This window comes from Streptomyces sp. NBC_00829, from assembly GCF_045161795.1.
Lineage (GTDB): Bacteria > Actinomycetota > Actinomycetes > Streptomycetales > Streptomycetaceae > Streptomyces.
Map to the genome: position 1 here is coordinate 4,620,908 of NZ_CP108867.1, position 16,094 is coordinate 4,637,001.

Consider the following 16,094-nt stretch of genomic DNA (forward strand, 5'->3'; position numbering starts at 1 on the left):
GCGGGGCGGGCAGCGTCGTCCTGCTGGGGAGAAAGGGATTTCGTGAGCACGCCTGGTTATACCGGCATAGCGGAGGGCCTGACGCGCGTGCGGGAACGGATCACCGCCGCCTGCACGCGTTCTGGCCGCGGCCCCGAGGACGTACGACTGGTTGCCGCTTGCAAGACCTTCGACGGCGATGCCGTCCGTGAGGCCATCGCCTGCGGGCAGATGGCATTCGGCGAGAACTACGTACAGGAAGCCAAGGCCAAGTGGCCGGCGCTCAAAGCCGATCACCCCGATACCGAACTGCATCTGATCGGGCCGCTGCAATCCAACAAGGCCCGCGAGGCCGTGGCCCTGTTCGACGTCATCCACTCCCTGGACCGTCCGTCGCTCGCCAAGGCGCTGTCCCGCCAGTGCGAGATCCAGGAACGGCATCCGGTGGTGTTCGTCCAGGTGAACATCGGCGGGGAGCCCCAGAAGTCGGGTGTCCTGCCCCAGGACACCGATGAGTTCATCGAGGCCTGCCGTCACCTCTACGGGCTGAACGTCACCGGCCTGATGTGCATCCCGCCGGCCGGGGAGCCCTCCGAGCCGCACTTCGATCTCCTCGCCAAGATCGCCGCACGCAGTGGGCTCACCGAGCTGTCCATGGGTATGAGCGGTGATTACGCCGCGGCCATCGAACACGGCGCCACATATGTACGCGTGGGCTCCGCGATCTTCGGGAACCGGTCCTATCCGCCCCGCGACCAGTGACCCACCGAGCACGGCTCCGCGCGAGATCAGTACGAAGGGAAGCCCCACGTTGTCCCGCCCAGCCCGCTACGACATCCTCTTCGAACCACTTCGGATAGGTCCCGTCACCACCAAGAACCGCTTCTACCAAGTCCCGCACTGCAACGGTATGGGCCGGGCGTACCCCTCTTCCATGGCCGCGATGCGCGGCGTCAAGGCCGAGGGCGGCTGGGGGGTGGTCTGCACCGAGCAGTGCGACATCCACTACTCCGGCCAGCATCAGCGCGAGCTGCGTCTCTGGGACGAGCAGGACATCCCCGCCCTGGCCCGGACCACCGAGCAGATCCACGAGCACGGCGCCCTGGCCGGTGTGGAGTTGGCGCACAACGGCGGGCACGTGGCCAATCTGGAATCCCGCGCCGTACCCATCGCCCCCAGCGTGGAGGCCACGCGCAGCCTCTTTCCCGGCGCCGCCCGGGCCATGGACAAGAACGACATCAGGGCCTTCCGGCGCTGGCACCGCGATGCGGCGCTCAACGCCCGGCGCGCCGGCTTCGACATCGTCTACATCTATGCCGGGCACAGCATGACCCTGCCCATCAACTTCCTGTCCCGCAGCCGCAACAAGCGCACCGACGAGTACGGCGGCAGCTTGGAGAACCGCGCCCGGCTGCTGCGCGAGCTGATCGAGGACACCAAGGAGGCGGTCGGCGACACCTGCGCCGTGGCCGTCCGCTTCTGCGTCGACGAGATGATGGGCGAGCGTGGCATCACCGCGGACGGTGAGGCCCATGACGTCATCGAACTCCTCGGCGAGCTGCCGGACTTGTGGGACGTCAACATCGCCAACATGGGCCACGACGGTGCGACCGCCCGGTTCGAGCAGGAGGGCTGGCAGGAGAAGTACATCAAGTTCGTCAAGAGCGTCACCACGAAACCCGTCGTGGGCGTGGGCCGCTTCACCTCGCCCGACACGATGGTCTCCATGATCCGCTCCGGCACCCTGGATCTGATCGGGGCGGCCCGCCCCTCCATCGCCGACCCGTTCCTGCCCACCAAGATCGAGCAGGGGCGGTTCGACGACATCCGCGAGTGCATCGGCTGCAACATCTGCCTGGCCTTCGATTCCCTGGGTGCGCCCTTCCGCTGCACCCAGAACCCCACGACCGGTGAGGAGTGGCGGCGAGGCTGGCACCCCGAGACCATCCCGCCCAAGGACACCGACGACACGATCCTCGTCGTCGGCGGCGGGCCCGCGGGACTCGAAGCGGCCCGCGGCCTGGGCCAGCGCGGCTACGAGGTGATCCTGTGCGAGGCCGGCCGAGAACTCGGCGGGCGCGCCACCCGGGAATCACGCCTGCCCGGCCTCGCGACGTACGGCCGTGTGCGGGACTGGCGCGTCGGACAGCTCAAGCGCATGAAGAACGTGCAGGTGCTGCCCGGCAACCAGGTCACGGCCGACCTGGTCCTGGAAGCCGGGTGCTCGCTCGTGGCCGTCGCCACCGGAGCGACCTGGCGGCAGGACGGCGTCGGGCGCCACCACGGCGCCGCGATCCCCGGATCGGGCTCCATCCCGGTGTTCACGCCGGACGACATCATGGACGACCGGCTTCCCCAAGGCCGTGTCGTGGTGTACGACGACGACCACTACTACATGGCCACCGTCATCGCCGAACGCCTCGCGGACACCGGGTGCGAGGTCGTCTTCGTGACCCCGGAATCCATGGTCGCGGCCTTCACCCAGTACACCGCCGAGCAGAAGCGCGTCCAGCGCCGCATCCTCGAACGCTGTGCCGCCGTGCACACGTCCACCACGCTGGCCCGCGTCGAACCGGGCACCGCGCATCTGGCCTGCACCTATACCGGTCGCCAAACCGCCGTGACCGCCGACGCGGTGGTGCTCTCCACCGGCCAGGTTCCCCGGGACTCCCTGTACCAGGAGCTGACCGGTCTGGGGACCGCCGTCCTGGAAGGGGCCGGGGTACGTCGCGTCGTCCGGGTCGGTGACGCCCTCGGGCCCGGGATCATCGCCGCCGCCGTGCACAGCGGCCACCTGTTCGCCCGCACGCTCGACACAGGTCTGACCGACTGGACCCCGTACCGGCGGGAGAACGTCACGCCGGACTGGGATCAGCCCTTCCCCCCGAAAGGTGCCGCCTGATGGGGGCGTTCAAGGAGTTCCTCGCGAAGACCGCCGACGGCCACGTGCTGAGCAGGGAGGAAGCGGCCGAAGCCTTCACCATCATGACGTCCGGCGAGGCGACGCCCTCCCAGATGGGCGCGTTCCTGATGGCCCTGCGCGTCCGGGGAGAGACCGTCGCCGAGATCACCGGCGCGGCCACGAGCCTGCGGAGCAGGATGCGCGCCGTGACCGCACCGGCGGGCGCGGTCGACATCGTGGGTACCGGGGGCGACTCCTCGGGCACGTACAACATCTCCACCTGCGCGGGGCTCATCGTCGCGGGCGCCGGTGTCCCGGTGGCCAAGCACGGCAACCGCGCCCTGTCCTCGCGGTCCGGCGCCACCGATGTGCTCGGCGCCCTGGGGGTACGGACGGCGCTGTCCCCTGCGGAAGTCGAGCACTGCATATCGGCGGCGGGCATCGGGTTCATGCACGCCCCCAACCACCATCCCGCTCTCAAGCACGTCGCCCCCACCCGCGTGGAACTCGCCACGCGCACCGTCTTCAACATCCTCGGACCGCTGCTCAACCCCGCCGGCGTCAAACACCACCTGGTCGGCGTCTACTCCCGGCACTGGGTTGAGCCGCTGGCCCAGGTGCTGGGCGAACTGGGCTCCGAGCACGCACTGGTGGTGCACGGCTCGGACGGTCTCGACGAAGTCACCACCACCGGTCCCACGTACGTCGCCGAACTCGTCGACGGCGTGGTGAAGACCTTCCAGATCACCCCGGAGGAGGCGGGCATCCCCACCGCCCGCCCCGAGGACCTGCGCGGCGGCGACCCCGCACACAACGCGGCGGCCTTGCGGGGGGTTCTGGAGGGGGCTCGGGGCCCGTACCGGGACGTCACCGTCCTCAACGCCGCCGCGGCTCTCGTCGCCGCATCCCACGTCAGCGACTTCAGGCAGGCCGCCGAACTCGCCGCCGCGTCGATCGACACCGGCGAGGCGCGCAACCGCCTCTCCGCCCTCATCAACGCGTCCAACGCCACTACCACCAGGGGCATTCATGAGTGACTTGCTGACCCGCATCGCGGCGTACAAGTGCGAGGAGATCGCCGCAGCCAAGAAGGAGCGGCCGCTCCAGGCGCTACGCGACCGGGCCGAGGCGGCCGAGCCACCGCGGGGCTTCCTGGCCGCCATCGAAAAGCGCCAGGCCGAAGGCCAGTACGCCCTGATCGCCGAGGTCAAGAAGAAGAGCCCGTCCAAAGGGCTCATCCGCGCGGACTTCGACCCGCCCGCCCTGGCCCGCGCCTACCGCACAGGGGGCGCCACCTGCCTGTCCGTGCTGACCGACACGCCTTCGTTCGACGGCAGCCTGGACCACCTCGTCGCGGTCCGTGCCGCCGTCGAACTCCCGGTACTGCGTAAGGACTTCATGCTCGACCCTTACCAGGCCGTCGAGGCCCGCGCCTGGGGTGCCGACGCCATCCTCGTGATGCTTTCCACCGTCGACGACGACACGGCGGCCGCCATCGAAGGCACGGCGCACGAACTCGGCATGGACGTCCTGGTCGAGGTCCACGACGTCGAGGAGTTGGCACGCGCAACCCGCCTGCGGTCCCGGCTGATCGGGATCAACAACCGCAATCTGAAGACCATGGACACCACCCTGACCACAACCGAGAACCTGGGGCCGAAGGTGCCCCAGGACCGGATCGTGGTCGGTGAGAGCGGATTGCGCACCCCGCAGGACCTCAAGCGCATGGCCGCGGTCGGCGTCACCGCGTTCCTTGTCGGCGAGAGCCTGATGCGGGCCCCCGATATCGAGTCCGCCACTCAGGCGCTTCTGGCGCAGTAACGCTGTCTGACTACCGAGGGAGCAGCATCAATGAGTATTGAGTTCCTGATCACCGCGTTCATCATCGTGGTCTCACCCGGAACCGGCGCCGTATACACCGTGGCCACAGGCCTGACTCGCGGACTGCGCATGTCGTTAGTGGCAGCCTTCGGCTGCACCCTCGGCATCATCCCGCACCTGACGGCTGCGATCGCGGGCCTCGCCGCCATCCTGCACACCAGCGCGGTGGCCTTCGAGAGCTTCAAATGGGCCGGTGTCGCCTATCTGCTCTATCTCGCCTGGCAGACCCTGCGGGAGAAGGGCTCGATGAAGATCGACACCGAGAGTGAGCAGACGGACAAGTCGGCGGCCGGGATCACCGGAACCGCCATCCTGATCAACTTCCTCAACCCGAAGCTGTCCATGTTCTTCCTGGCCTTCCTGCCCCAGTTCGTCCCGGCCACCAGCACCAACACGCTCCCGCGCATGCTGGCACTCTCGGCCGTGTTCATGATCATGACGTTCGTCGTGTTCGTGATCTACGGTGCCTTCGCCGCGGCCGTACGCGATCACATCATCACCCGCCCGAACGTGCTGGCCTGGATGCGGCGCACCTTCGCCGTCGCCTTCGTGGGCCTCGGCGTTCAACTGGCCCTCGCCAGCCGCTGACCGTCCGCGTTCGTCGTCTGCTCGCCCACCCCGGGGAACTCTTCCGGGGCGGGCGAATCCACGTAGGGACCCTGTGCGAAATCACTTGTTCATCAAGCTCTGTGGGCTGAGGACGGAAGAGGACGTGGACAAGGCGGTCGAGGCCGGAGCCGACGCCATCGGCTTCATGTTCGCCGACAGCCCTCGGCGCGTAGACGCCACCACCGCCATACGCCTCGCCGAACGTGTCCCGCCCCATGTGATGACCGTCGGCGTCTTCCGTGACCAGCCGGTGAGGGAAGTCCGCTCGCTGGCGAACGTCACCGGCATGCGCGCCCTACAGCTCCATGGACACGAAGGACGTGCTTACTTCACCGAACTCGGGCAGGAAGGATGGACTCTCATCCGTGGAACCCCCTACCGAGAGCCCCTGCCCCGATGCGGACAGATGGGAGAGGACATCCTTCTGCTCGACGCACCGACCCCTGGCGCCGGAGTCCCCTGGGACTGGACCCGCGGGACCTTCCGCGCTCCGGGCTCCGAGTGGCTCTTGGCCGGCGGCCTGACACCGGCCAACGTGGCCGACGCCATCCAGGCCACTCGTCCCTGGGGTATCGATGTCTCCAGCGGCATCGAGCGCACCCGGGGGGTCAAAGACCCTGCCTTGATCGAAGCGTTCGTCAAGGCCGCCCGCGCGGCTTCCTGACACACCGAGGGGACGCCTTGTCCATCCGCTTCCACGACACCAGCGCCCGGCAGATCCGTGACTTCACCCCGCTCGTGCCGGGCTGTGTCTCGATCTACCTCTGTGGCGCGACCGTGCAGGCCGCACCCCATATCGGGCACATCCGGTCGGGGCTCAACTTTGACATCATGCGCCGCTGGTTCACCTACCGCGGCTATGAGGTGACTTTTGTCCGCAACGTCACGGACATCGACGACAAGATCATCGCGAAGGCCTGCGAGCAGGGCCGGCCCTGGTGGGCGATCGGCTTCGAGAACGAGCGGGCCTTCTCCGCCGGCTACGACGCGCTCGGCTGCCTGCCGCCGACCTACGAGCCGCGCGCGACCGGCCACGTCCCCGAGATGATCGAGATGATGCGGGGGCTGATCGACCACGGCCACGCCTATGCGGCCGGCGGCAACGTCTACTTCGACGTGCGCTCCTACGCCGGGTACCTGCAGCTGTCCAACCAGGACCTGGCCGATCTGCGCCAGCCCTCCGGGGAGGGCGAGACCGGCAAGCGCGACCCGCGCGACTTCGCCCTGTGGAAGGCCGCCAAGCCCGGGGAGCCCAGCTGGCAGACCCCGTGGGGCCGGGGTCGGCCCGGCTGGCACCTGGAGTGCTCGGCCATGGCACACAAGTACCTCGGGCAGGCCTTCGACATCCACGGCGGCGGCGTCGACCTGGTCTTCCCGCACCACGAGAACGAGATCGCCCAGGCCAAGGGGTTCGGCGACGACTTCGCCTCGTACTGGGTGCACAACGCCTGGGTGACGATGAGCGGCGAGAAGATGAGCAAGTCGCTCGGCAACTCGGTGCTGGTCTCCGAGATGGTCAAGCACTGGCGCCCCATCGTGCTGCGCTACTACCTCGGCACCCCGCACTACCGCTCGGTGATCGAGTACAGCGAGGACGCCCTGCGCGAGGCGGAGTCCGCCTTCGCGCGCATCGAGGGCTTCATCCAGCGGGTCGTCGAGAAGGCCGGGGGACCGGTCGAGCCGGCAGCCGAGGTACCGCCGGCGTTCGCCGAGGCGATGGACGACGACCTGGGCGTGCCGCAGGCGCTCGCGGTCGTGCACACCACCGTCCGGCAGGGCAACTCCGCCCTGACCGCCGATGACAAGGAGGCTGCGGTGGCCCGGCTCGCCGAAGTCCGGGCGATGCTCGGTGTGCTGGGCCTGGACCCGCTGGATGAGCATTGGGCTGGTACGGGCGACCGGGGCGAGGACCTGCACGGGGTCGTCGACTCCCTGGTACGGCTGGTATTGGAGCAGCGGGAGGCGGCCCGGGTGCGCAAGGACTACGCCACGGCCGACGCGATCCGCGACCAGCTGCAGCAGTCGGGTCTGGTCATCGAGGACACCCCCTCGGGCCAGCGCTGGACGCTGAGGCCGCGCTGAGCCCTTCCGCACCTGTGCCGCCGTCGTTCGCGGTGAGTAAGCACGTCGGGCGGAGCCGGTGCCGGCTCCGCCCGACGTGACTCAGGCCGGAGTGCCTCGCAGCACTGTGCTCGTTTCGGTCAGGCACGAAACCGCGATGGCGCAGCTCGCCACGCTTGCCAGTACGCCGATCAGTGTGTCCGGGCCCGAGGCCCCGGCGGCGACATTCCTCAGGAACATGGCGGCGACGGCCAGTTCGCCGAGCCCGAGCAGGGTGAGCCAGCCGACGCGCACGGCGCGAGGTGTCCTCTCCCCGACCTGTGCCGATCCCAGAAGGGCGGCTCCGCCGGCCAGGGCGAGCAGTGCCACGGCGACCAGGACCGCGTACAGCGCGGTGGCGGAGGTGCTGGCATCGGTGTGGTCGATGTCCGCGGTGTCGGGGTTCAGGAAGGTGAACGCGAACTCAAGCAGGGCGACATACGCGACCTGGACGACCAGCAGCACCGGCACGACCCGCCGGTGGAACACGGTCATCATGCGTTGCTCCTCACGAGATTCCCGTTCTTGATGATCCAGAGTTTGCCCTTGGAGACATGGCTCTTGCGCGAGCTTCTGGTCTTCTTGTAAGCCTCGGCTTTGGAGTATCGCGCCTTGTAGTAGCGGCCGATCTCGCGCCCCTTCCTGTTGTTCTTGAGGTCCATCTCCTTGTCGCCGCCCCTGGACTGGGACTCATGGCGGGTAGCCACCTCGTAGGCCGTCTCGTGATCAATGAAGACCTCCATCAGCGCGTTCCAGTAGCAGTGCCGGAAGGCGTCCCCGGTGCCCTGGAAGAGGGTCCTGTCCGGGTAGAGGTCCTTGGCGTACTGGAGGGCGATCTCCGCCTGGTCGCGGGCCTTGGAGCAGTCCGCGGGCGACTGCCGGGGTTGCGGCACCTGGCTGCGTGAGTCCCGTCCGTTCTGGCACGGAAGTGGCACGCCCCGTGGCCCCCTTGATGCGAACGGTTCTCAGCCCAGAGGCGGCCTCGGGCCACGTTCGACCACACCGGTGAAAGGCGCTCACGAAATAGCCGTTATGTGTAGTTCGCTCTGGCAGAGTCAATGTGTGTGTTCCGGGGTGCACCAAGTCAGGAGCCCCATGCGCCAGTCATCCGGGGAGTGCCATGAGCGACGCACGAGGCGGCTCCGGCCGGAAATGCCGACCAGAGCGCCAGGGACGGTGCTACATCCCCGGCCCCGGACGCGGAGAGTCCGGCTCAGCCGGCCCCCGGCGGGTCGGGCGGAGGACACGTCGCGCCTCCGGGTCCTGACGAGGGGCCGAAGCCAGCGCAATGGCGGACCCTGATCACTGGCCTGCTGATCGCCCTCGTCATGGCCAGCATCATGGTCACGACCTACGTGTCGGCGCAGCACGCCGTGGTCGCCCGCGACCTTCCGTGGGGCGTGACTGGCAGCTCACCACTGACCACAGCCGTCCAGAAACACGTCTCGCTGAAGATCCACCAGTACAAGGACCAAGCTGCCCTGGAGGACGCCGCCAACCGCACCGAGATCTACGGCGGCTTCGTACACAAAGCAACACCGTGGTGATCGCCGAGGCCGCGAGCCTGGTCGCCCCGGCCCAGATGCCCGCCCTCTACGAGCAGGCCGCCAAGGCCCAGGGCAAGCACCTCGCCTTGAAGGTGACCAACAAACTGCCCAAGGAGGACCCGCTTGGCGCCGTCCCCGGCATCGCCATGTTTGTGCTGATGGTGGCGGGCTACCTGGGCGCCACCCTCGCCTGCTCCGCACCCGCACTGCGGCAGCCCCCCTTCGCGTCCTTGCCCTCATGGGCTACACCATCGTCGCCGGCCTTGTCTTCAACGTGATCACCGGTCCGATCCTCAACGCCTACCCGGACGTCGGCACCAACTTCTGGCCTTTGTGGGGAGAGTTCACCCTCATCTGCCTCGCCATCGCGCTCTTCGCGGCAACTCTCCAGAGCCTGATCGGCCCGATGGGCACCCTGCTGACAGTCGTCATCGTCATCTTCTTCGGCAACCCCTCCACCGGCGGCGTCAACGGAACCGCATACCTGCCCGCCTTCTGGGAGGACGTCGGCCCCATCCTGCCCCCGTGGAACGGAGCGACCCTGATCCGCAACACGCTCTACTTCGACGGCAACTCCATCACCCAGCAGCTCGTCGTCCTGAGCATCTACGTCGTCGTCGGAGCCGCACTCGTCATCATTTCCACCTTCGGCCCCGTGCTGTGGTGGCGCCGCACCAAGCGACGCCCGCCCATCAATCCCGACGAACAGACCGGTATCGCCGCCATCCCGCCCGCGTGAGCCAGGCGTGCCGGCTTTCCACGGCCCGCGGCTAGGTCGACCAGCGATGCCCGGCACGGCTGCGCGTCCCTGCTGACGGCCGCTGGCGTCGCTCCGCGCGTCGTGATGGAGATCCTTGGACACAGCCAGATCAGCATCACGATGGATGTCTACACGCACGTCGTCCAGGACACCCAGCGCGAGGCCATCAGCCACATGGACAGGCTGCTGAAACGCCGACGTTGATGTCAGACATGGATGTCAAAGACCCCCAGCCATGATCGGCTGGGGGTCTTTTGGCTGGTGCCCCCGGCAGGATTCGAACCTGCGACACCCGCTTTAGGAGCATGATCATTAGCTCACTCGTCTTGCCTGAACTGGCTTGATGTTTCGCCGTTTTCGCAGTTCATCGGCCTGCTGGGGCAATTCGGGGGGGTGATCTTTCACGATCCTTCGCGGGCCTTCTTTGCCTTGCTGTTCCCATCAGGTTCCCAGCCGAGGGCATGGGGACGGTCTTCGAGAGTTGGCAGAGGTATCTACGCAGGTTCGTCGCCCAGCCGGGTTCGATTGAGCACCGCAGATGCTTTGGGAGGGGTGACAGGCTCGCTCCCTTAGCCCGGGAGTTGAGTCAGTGGCCGTTTCCGCAGGTCAGCCGCCTGACTACAGGCTAGCTCGCGGTCTTCAGCCGGGCCTCGGCGCGGGTGGCGAAGGTGTGTCAGTGGACTTACTCGACCTTGAGGACCGAGTTGAACGACTCTGCGGCGGCGTTGTCCAGTGCGGCATCGTGCCGTTCATCCATCGCATAGCCCAGGGCCCGCCGGGAGAAGGCGTCGTGGACGGACGCGAGACAGAGCTTGCCCTCACCGGTGTCGATCTCCGTCATGTTGCCCCACCACGACACGTCGGGTGCGTTGCGGCCTGCAGGCCGAGTTCGGTCATGATCTCGGCGACGGTCCTACCTCAGTCCGATATCGCCGAGGCCGATGCTCCGGTGCGCTGGTGCTGTGAGCCCGGAAGCAACAGTAGCCCTCGGCGGAGCCCGACGTTCCCAGCGATGACCCCGAGGAGACGGCTGCCAGACGGCGGTTCCCAGCGCGTTCCCATCCGATGTGAAAATTGCCCTCCCTGATCTTCACGGAGGGCCTTTGTGACGCCAGCACGGCCTCTGACCTTGTGTTTCTCTGTGCCCCGGCAGGGCAGCAGACCGGGAATGGGCGTGCTGCGGCTCTCCGGGACGCGGGTAACGGTGGAGGCCATGTTCCCCGTACAGGGGCGGTGACTGCGACCGGGTCAGTCGCCGTGGTAGAGGCGAACTGGATCGATCAGCTGGATGGCGGGGTCGTTCTCGGCGAGGTGGCGCAGTTCGTCGGTGAAGCCGGTCCCGCTGTAGCACTGCAGCCGGGTGACGTCGGTGGCGGTGCCGCGCGCGGTGAGGAGAGCACGGATGTGCTGGAGACGTTCGAGGTGGCCCTTTCCCATGACGTCGTTCCATTTGGCTTCGCCGATGGCGAGCATTGCTTCGCGGCCGCTGTCGGTCTCGCCATGGACCGCGACGTCGACTTCGTGGCTGGTCTTCGCGGCAGGATCGTTGACGGTCCCGCTGGCGACCCTTGTGACCTGCCCGCCGTGGGTTGCGGGGGACGCGTGCCAGCGGGCCCATTCGCGGCAGACCTGTTCGAAGTGCGGTCCGACAACCTTGCTGCGGAAGGTGGACTGGGCGCGGCGCCAGACGGCGGGGGCGCGTCCGGGGCGTTCCAGATCGCCCCAGGCGGGGCGCATGACCGCGTGGTAGAAGGCGATGAGAGGTTCGGCGATGCGGTAGGCGGAGCGGTTGCGGCGGAAGGCGTCGGCCTCGTGGGTGATCATGCCGACGTCCTGGAGGACGCTGAGCGGGTGGGCGAGGTCGGTGGACTTGCGGCCGAGGTAGTCGGCGATGCCGCCGCGTGCGGCGTTTCCGGCGGCGATGGCGGCCAGGACGGAGTGGTAGAGCGCGGTGTCGTGGAGTTCGGGTTCCTCTGCGAGCAGGTAGCGGGCCTCGCGGAAAAGCGGACGGGCGGGATTGAGGACGGCGCGGGTGACCCAGGCGTCGAAGTCGTGGGGCCCGGCGGGGGCGTCGCCCTGGGTGAACTCGCGGCGGTAGGCGGGGGTGCCGCCGACGATGGCGTGGGTGAGCAGTGCGGTGCGCGGGTCGGTGATCTCCCAGAACTCGGCGGCGAGGCGGAAGTCCAGGGTGGGGACGACGAGTTCCAGGCCGGCGCGGCCGCGCAGCGGGGCGTTGCCGGCGAGGAGTCCGCCCATGAAGGACAGGGCGGAGCCGCACAACAGGAGCCGTACGGGGGTGTTGGTGTGCTGGGCGGCGGGGTCGAGGGCACGCTGGATGATCGAGGGGAGGGCGGGGGAGGCCTTGGCGAGGAAGGGGAACTCGTCGATGACCGCGATGGTTGGGTTGCCCCTGTCGGCGATGCGCATGAGTTCGGTGACGGCCTCGTCCCAGTGGGTGAAGCGGAACGGGGTGGGCTGGTCGCGGTGGCGGGCGAGGGCTTCGCCGAACTGGCGCAGGGCGTCGGTTTCGGTGGTCTCGGTGGCGGTGAACATGAAGCCGCCGCTTGCCCGCGTGACGGCGTCCAGGAGGAAGGTCTTGCCCTGGCGGCGGCGGCCGGAGACCACGCCGAGGGTGGCGCGCGGGCCGGGCAGGGCGGCGAAGCGGGTCAGCTCGGCCCACTCGAAGTCGCGGTCGAACATCTCGGCAGGTTTGTCCACGGCACACCTCCATATGGATAGGTGCGCTTATTATATCTGGACTTATTCAAGAGTGGCCTTTCATTCGTGCATGCGTGCCCGGCGTTGTTGGCCCCGGATGGTGGCGAGGGCAGGGATCGGGGCGGGGTGGGCGGAGGTGGTGGGCGGTGGTCACCGCGATCGCGGATCACCGTGGAGGCCGTCTTGCACCTTTGAAGTGCCAACCCGCCAGCGTTCGAACCGGCATCGCTGTCTCGCTGGTCGTGAACGTCGCAGCCGTTCCCTGCAGTCAGCTCACGGCGGACAGGTGATGCGCCCCGGCCGCCTGTCAGGTACGGCGGGATCCCGACGGAAGGCTGCCATTGTCATCGAGTCGGCGACCTCAGGACGCGTGCGGACGTGTCCACGTCCCAGTCCCACCACGGCGCGCGTCAGCGGAGCGCGTCGGCCTGGCCGTGCAGCTGCGCGCGGTTCGCGGCGACCGTCCCGTGTGCCCAGCCCTCCCGGTCCCGGGCGTGGGTCTGGCTGCGGTTGTAGGACAGTTCCGCGAACCATTCGTCCACCTGGTCGTCCACCGCCTCGGCCCGGGAAGCCAGCACCGGCAGCAGCCCGGGCCCGTGGTCTTCGCCTGCCGCCTTGGTGGCCTGTTCGGTCGCCCGGCTCAGCCGCTGGGCGATCCGCGTGGCGTAGGCCGTCAGGAAGGACTGCCGGTAGGAGCGGGTGCGCGACGCTCCGTCACGGTAGGTTCGGCTTCCGGCTGCATGGAGCGCGGACTGTGCCTGCACCAGCAGTGAGGTGTACAGCAGCTCCACCGCCCGGGCGTCGGAGGCGAAGCCGACCACGGTGGAGAAGCCCAGGTTCCGCGACCACACCGTGCGGCAGCGGTTGGCCTCTGCCACCGCCTGCAGCAGGTGCACCTTCGGTTCCTCATACGGGGTGTCCACCCCGACACGCACGCCCCCCGGCACCTGCCGGGTGTCCTGCTCAGCGTCCAGCAGCGCCGCGTTGATGCTGTGCTGGGCCATGAGCTGCTGCGCCTTGGCGGTAAGAGCCTCGGCTTCCTCGGGGAACTCGGTGGACTCGGCCTTCGCCAGCAGCCCGCGGACCTTGGCCAGCACCGGAGCCTCCACACCGCTGCCGCCGGGGGCGGTGCCGGAACCGGCCTCGCACGGGGGCGGCATCAGCTGCGGAATCTCCGGGAGGCCGCTGAGCAGGTCCAGCAGCTCCACCCATGCCCGCCCCAGTACGGTCGGCTGGCACTTCTCGCGGGCGGCCGCACCGGCCAGGTACGCGTCGTCGTCGCCCCACCACACCTCAGCGGACAGGGTTGCCAGTTGGGCTGCCCAGCGCCCGTCCAGGCCCGTGCTCGGGGTCGGGTACGCGCGCTGCTCGGCGGCGATCAGATCGGCCGCGAGTCGCCCGTGCCGCGCCTTGAGTTCACGCCGGGCGGCGCGCACCATATCGGCGGGCTGCCAGCCGCGGTGCCACACCGCGTGCAGTACCTCACTGCCTGCTGCCAGCACCGCGCGGCCCATGCCCGCCTTGGTGAACAGGGCGGCGGCCCGCCCCAGCGCGGCTTCGCGGCGCGCCGTGTCCGCGGGCGGGATGGCACACACCTCGTCCATGGCCTCGTCGAGCAGGTCGGCGACAGTCCGCGGGCCACGCGGACGCGGTACGGACGCCCCGCCGCCCACCCCGCAGAAGGGATCGCCGCAGTCGCAGCCGCCGAACCCGGACGCGGCGTCGAAGGCTCCTTCCTGCTCCGCCCGGGCACGTTGCCGCGCATCGCGCTGCTTCTTCTTCGCACGCCGTCGTTCCTGGTTGCGTTTGCCCACTGCCGTACCTCGTGCTCGCGGAGGTGTTGCCGTCTCCGCACCGAGCGTAGTGGCCAGGGACCGCCCGCTCGCCAACTCTCCTGGGGGTGCGCTTGAATGACCGCATGGCTTTGGTCATGGACGAGGGGACGGTGTACGCGTTCGCCGACGACACCGAGGTCACCGAGGGACGGACCCGGCTCGCCGACGGTGCGGTGATCGAGGCGGAGAGCGAGCCCCGCGGCATCGGCGGCCTGGTGCGGGACGGCTCGGGCGCCGCTCGCGGTGTATGGGTGCAGGTCGTAGGTCGGGAACTGACGGCGGAATGCGACGGCCCGTGCGCCCTGGCGTCAGGACGCTTGTGCCGGCATGCCGTGGCACTCGCCCTGCACGCCGTCGAACGGCGCCTGCCTTGGCACGCCGCACCCGTCGACGACACCCTCTGTGGCCCCGGCGAAGCCCTGGGCGCACTCACCGCCGTGGAGAAGGCCGCGGTGCTGGACCGGCTGCTGGATGCTCGGCCCGAACTGCGCGCGAAAGCCGACCAGTTGGCCGTCCACTTGCTCGCCCCGCGTGCCCGCGCCGAACTAACCGCCCTTCAGGAGGGGACGGCGGCCGAGGTCGAGCAGGCCCTGCGCACCCTGGACAGCGACCATCTGAGCACCGGCTATCGCCCGGGCTTCGGGTACAACGACGTATACGAGGCCGCGAGCTGTCTGATCGAGCCGATCATCGAGCAGTACGAGGCCGATGTCCGTCGCCGTCTGGCGCTGGGCATGCCTGACGCGGCCGAGGCTGTGGCCCTCGGCGTACTCGACGGCCTGGGCGCCTGCGAAGGCGACTACGACGGCGACGAGGTGCTGTGCTACGCCGGGGAGGGTCTCGCCGAGACCTACGGGTACAAGATCCGCGAACTGATGCGCACCGCAGGCCGAGCCGTGGAGTAGACCCTCCCCGCCCTTCATGTGTCTCACCACACAGCCGAGGGCTTGGCGCGGTCGCGGGTTGTTCCGGGATGCTTCCGGCCGACAAGCGACAGCGGAACGAGGAACCCGGTGAGATTCCGGCACGGTACCGCCACTGTGCAGGGGGAGCGACTCCGCCATGGCCACGGACTCGTTCGGCGCGGGATCGAGGAAGCGCCGATCCCGAGTCAGGACACTCACGCCGTCGCACCTCGACGAACCGGGGCGGATTTCCCCGAGAACGGGCCGCCCATGGCGGTCAAGACGTGGGTTGGCCATCAGATCTTAAAGAATGTCCGAAGTGCGAATAATGCGCATTTCGATGTTCCCGGGGCGTTCCCATTGCGCACCTGAAGGCCTTCCAAAGAGGTTCCCTGGAAGGCCTTCAGTGTGCTGACCTGCAATTTTGTGGTGCCCCCGGCAGGATTCGAACCTGCGACACCCGCTTTAGGAGAGCGGTGCTCTATCCCCTGAGCTACGGAGGCGGGGGCTTGATGGAAACCGTGGAGGAAACCCCAGTGGGGTTCGCCATCCCGGCAAGTCAAACGCCCTGGTCAGCTCGCGCCCCCGCACGGTGGGTGCGATGTCCGAGTGGACATTTTCTCCCGCACGTGCCGAGTAGCCGACCGACCGCGGACAGCCTAGCGGATCGTGCTCCGCGGATGCGCCCCCATAAGCTACAGCGGTTCCATGGAGGTTGCAGAAGGCCGCTGACCTGCGACGGGGCTGTTAGGGCGTGCGGCGGGCCGGTCCCACTGGCCGGCTGCTCGGCCCACCCGGGTGTCCGTTCTGTCCCAACGGTTCGGCGTGCGGGCGCCAGCGCCCCCGCAATGGATCGGC

General features: G+C 68.5%; 16 protein-coding genes, 1 tRNA gene, 1 pseudogene and 1 riboswitch. Of the genes and pseudogenes, 12 read left to right on the plus strand and 6 right to left on the minus strand.

The window, feature by feature from the left end:
- Nucleotides 1-42 precede the first annotated feature (42 nt).
- The 7 genes from OG293_RS20395 (at nt 43) to cysS (ending at nt 7,453) form a co-directional block, all read left to right on the plus strand.
- Complete coding sequence (locus OG293_RS20395; protein ID WP_406000216.1) at nt 43-741, plus strand: YggS family pyridoxal phosphate-dependent enzyme; 699 nt, start codon at nt 43-45, stop codon at nt 739-741.
- A 49-nt stretch (nt 742-790) separates the two neighbouring features.
- Nucleotides 791-2,881 (plus strand): FAD-dependent oxidoreductase, encoded by a 2,091-nt coding sequence (locus tag OG293_RS20400; RefSeq protein ID WP_406000217.1) that lies wholly within the window; start codon nt 791-793, stop codon nt 2,879-2,881.
- Complete coding sequence (gene trpD, locus OG293_RS20405; protein ID WP_406000218.1) at nt 2,881-3,918, plus strand: anthranilate phosphoribosyltransferase; 1,038 nt, start codon at nt 2,881-2,883, stop codon at nt 3,916-3,918. The genes OG293_RS20400 and trpD overlap by 1 nt, the downstream gene beginning before the upstream one ends.
- Entirely contained in the window at nt 3,911-4,702 is a 792-nt protein-coding gene (trpC, locus tag OG293_RS20410; protein ID WP_406000219.1) for an indole-3-glycerol phosphate synthase TrpC, read from the plus strand. The genes trpD and trpC overlap by 8 nt, the downstream gene beginning before the upstream one ends.
- Nucleotides 4,703-4,732: 30 nt before the next feature.
- A complete protein-coding gene (locus OG293_RS20415) occupies nt 4,733-5,350 on the plus strand; it encodes a LysE family translocator (RefSeq protein WP_406000220.1) in 618 nt (205 codons plus the stop codon).
- Nucleotides 5,351-5,423: 73 nt separating this feature from the next.
- The gene (locus OG293_RS20420) at nt 5,424-6,035 is read left to right on the plus strand and encodes a phosphoribosylanthranilate isomerase (protein WP_406000221.1); all 612 of its coding nucleotides are present in this window, start codon (nt 5,424-5,426) and stop codon (nt 6,033-6,035) included.
- 17 nt (nt 6,036-6,052) lie between these two features.
- The gene (gene cysS, locus OG293_RS20425; RefSeq protein ID WP_406000222.1) at nt 6,053-7,453 is read left to right on the plus strand and encodes a cysteine--tRNA ligase; all 1,401 of its coding nucleotides are present in this window, start codon (nt 6,053-6,055) and stop codon (nt 7,451-7,453) included.
- 81 nt (nt 7,454-7,534) lie between these two features.
- Here cysS and OG293_RS20430 read toward each other — a convergent pair whose 3' ends face one another.
- Nucleotides 7,535-7,969, minus strand: coding sequence for a hypothetical protein (locus OG293_RS20430; RefSeq protein WP_406000223.1), 435 nt, complete (start codon nt 7,967-7,969; stop codon nt 7,535-7,537).
- Nucleotides 7,966-8,406, minus strand: coding sequence for a DUF6973 domain-containing protein (locus OG293_RS20435; protein ID WP_406000224.1), 441 nt, complete (start codon nt 8,404-8,406; stop codon nt 7,966-7,968). Before OG293_RS20435 ends, OG293_RS20430 begins: the two co-directional genes overlap by 4 nt.
- Before the next feature lie 393 nt (nt 8,407-8,799).
- Between OG293_RS20435 and OG293_RS20440 the strand changes: the two genes are divergently transcribed.
- The 4 genes and pseudogenes from OG293_RS20440 to OG293_RS20455 all read left to right on the plus strand — a co-directional run.
- Nucleotides 8,800-9,018: a hypothetical protein gene (locus tag OG293_RS20440; protein ID WP_406000225.1), complete on the plus strand. Its 219-nt coding sequence runs from the start codon at nt 8,800-8,802 to the stop codon at nt 9,016-9,018.
- Nucleotides 9,012-9,296, plus strand: a complete 285-nt coding sequence (locus tag OG293_RS20445) for a hypothetical protein (protein WP_406000226.1) — start codon at nt 9,012-9,014, stop codon at nt 9,294-9,296. Before OG293_RS20440 ends, OG293_RS20445 begins: the two co-directional genes overlap by 7 nt.
- Entirely contained in the window at nt 9,257-9,757 is a 501-nt protein-coding gene (locus tag OG293_RS20450; RefSeq protein WP_406000227.1) for a hypothetical protein, read from the plus strand. The genes OG293_RS20445 and OG293_RS20450 overlap by 40 nt, the downstream gene beginning before the upstream one ends.
- A gap of 45 nt (nt 9,758-9,802) precedes the next feature.
- A pseudogene (locus OG293_RS20455) lies at nt 9,803-9,982 on the plus strand (tyrosine-type recombinase/integrase); the annotation flags it as partial.
- A 478-nt stretch (nt 9,983-10,460) separates the two neighbouring features.
- Here OG293_RS20455 and OG293_RS20460 read toward each other — a convergent pair.
- From OG293_RS20460 to OG293_RS20470, 3 genes are all read right to left on the minus strand, one after another.
- A complete protein-coding gene (locus OG293_RS20460) occupies nt 10,461-10,619 on the minus strand; it encodes a hypothetical protein (protein WP_406000228.1) in 159 nt (52 codons plus the stop codon).
- A gap of 407 nt (nt 10,620-11,026) precedes the next feature.
- Nucleotides 11,027-12,478, minus strand: a complete 1,452-nt coding sequence (locus OG293_RS20465) for an ATP-binding protein (RefSeq protein WP_406003654.1) — start codon at nt 12,476-12,478, stop codon at nt 11,027-11,029.
- Nucleotides 12,479-12,906: 428 nt separating this feature from the next.
- Nucleotides 12,907-14,310: a DUF2786 domain-containing protein gene (locus OG293_RS20470; protein WP_406000229.1), complete on the minus strand. Its 1,404-nt coding sequence runs from the start codon at nt 14,308-14,310 to the stop codon at nt 12,907-12,909.
- A gap of 104 nt (nt 14,311-14,414) precedes the next feature.
- Between OG293_RS20470 and OG293_RS20475 the strand changes: the two genes are divergently transcribed.
- A complete protein-coding gene (locus tag OG293_RS20475; RefSeq protein WP_406000230.1) occupies nt 14,415-15,236 on the plus strand; it encodes a hypothetical protein in 822 nt (273 codons plus the stop codon).
- Between the two features lie 94 nt (nt 15,237-15,330).
- A riboswitch (cobalamin riboswitch) is annotated at nt 15,331-15,453 on the plus strand.
- A 210-nt stretch (nt 15,454-15,663) separates the two neighbouring features.
- On the opposite strand, the gene OG293_RS20480 is transcribed toward OG293_RS20475, so the two are convergent.
- Nucleotides 15,664-15,739 (minus strand) — tRNA-Arg (locus OG293_RS20480).
- Between the last annotated feature and the right edge of the window lie 355 nt (nt 15,740-16,094).

Bases quoted from the DNA above. Each gene is read 5' to 3' on its own strand.
- trpD (WP_406000218.1), top strand. From the start codon at position 2,881: ATGGGGGCGTTCAAGGAGTTCCTCGCGAAGACCGCCGACGGCCACGTG.
- trpC (WP_406000219.1), top strand. From the start codon at position 3,911: ATGAGTGACTTGCTGACCCGCATCGCGGCGTACAAGTGCGAGGAGATC.
- OG293_RS20415 (WP_406000220.1), top strand. From the start codon at position 4,733: ATGAGTATTGAGTTCCTGATCACCGCGTTCATCATCGTGGTCTCACCC.
- OG293_RS20430 (WP_406000223.1), bottom strand. From the start codon at position 7,969: ATGATGACCGTGTTCCACCGGCGGGTCGTGCCGGTGCTGCTGGTCGTC.
- OG293_RS20440 (WP_406000225.1), top strand. From the start codon at position 8,800: ATGGCCAGCATCATGGTCACGACCTACGTGTCGGCGCAGCACGCCGTG.
- OG293_RS20450 (WP_406000227.1), top strand. From the start codon at position 9,257: ATGGGCTACACCATCGTCGCCGGCCTTGTCTTCAACGTGATCACCGGT.
- OG293_RS20460 (WP_406000228.1), bottom strand. From the start codon at position 10,619: ATGACGGAGATCGACACCGGTGAGGGCAAGCTCTGTCTCGCGTCCGTC.
- OG293_RS20465 (WP_406003654.1), bottom strand. From the start codon at position 12,478: ATGTTCGACCGCGACTTCGAGTGGGCCGAGCTGACCCGCTTCGCCGCC.
- OG293_RS20475 (WP_406000230.1), top strand. From the start codon at position 14,415: ATGGCTTTGGTCATGGACGAGGGGACGGTGTACGCGTTCGCCGACGAC.